This window comes from Streptomyces anulatus, assembly GCF_000721175.1.
In the GTDB taxonomy this organism is placed as follows: Bacteria; Actinomycetota; Actinomycetes; order Streptomycetales; family Streptomycetaceae; genus Streptomyces; species Streptomyces anulatus_C.
Window position 1 is genome coordinate 1 of the sequence record NZ_JOEZ01000147.1, and the last position, 251, is coordinate 251.

Genomic DNA, 251 nt, shown 5'->3' on the forward strand with positions numbered 1-251 from the left:
GTGCCGTCGCCGAGTTTGAACGCACCGTCCGGCAGGGTGACCGCACCCGGTGGCAGTGGCGGGATCTCGACGCGGCCCATGCCCTTCAGACCGGCCATCACGTCGCTGATCTTGGTCAGGCCCGCGCCGGCGCCCTTGAAGAGGTACGTGGCCGGGTCGACGGCGCGGCTCGCCTTGTTCGCGAAGGAGAGTGCCTTGGCCGCGGCGGCTGCCTTGCCGGCACCGGAGGCTCCGGCTCCCGTGCCGCCGGT

The 251-nt window shown here is 72.5% G+C and carries 1 pseudogene; it reads right to left on the reverse strand.

The features are described 5' to 3' along the window. Positions 1-251 (reverse strand): annotated as a pseudogene (locus tag IG90_RS40490) (hypothetical protein); the annotation flags it as partial.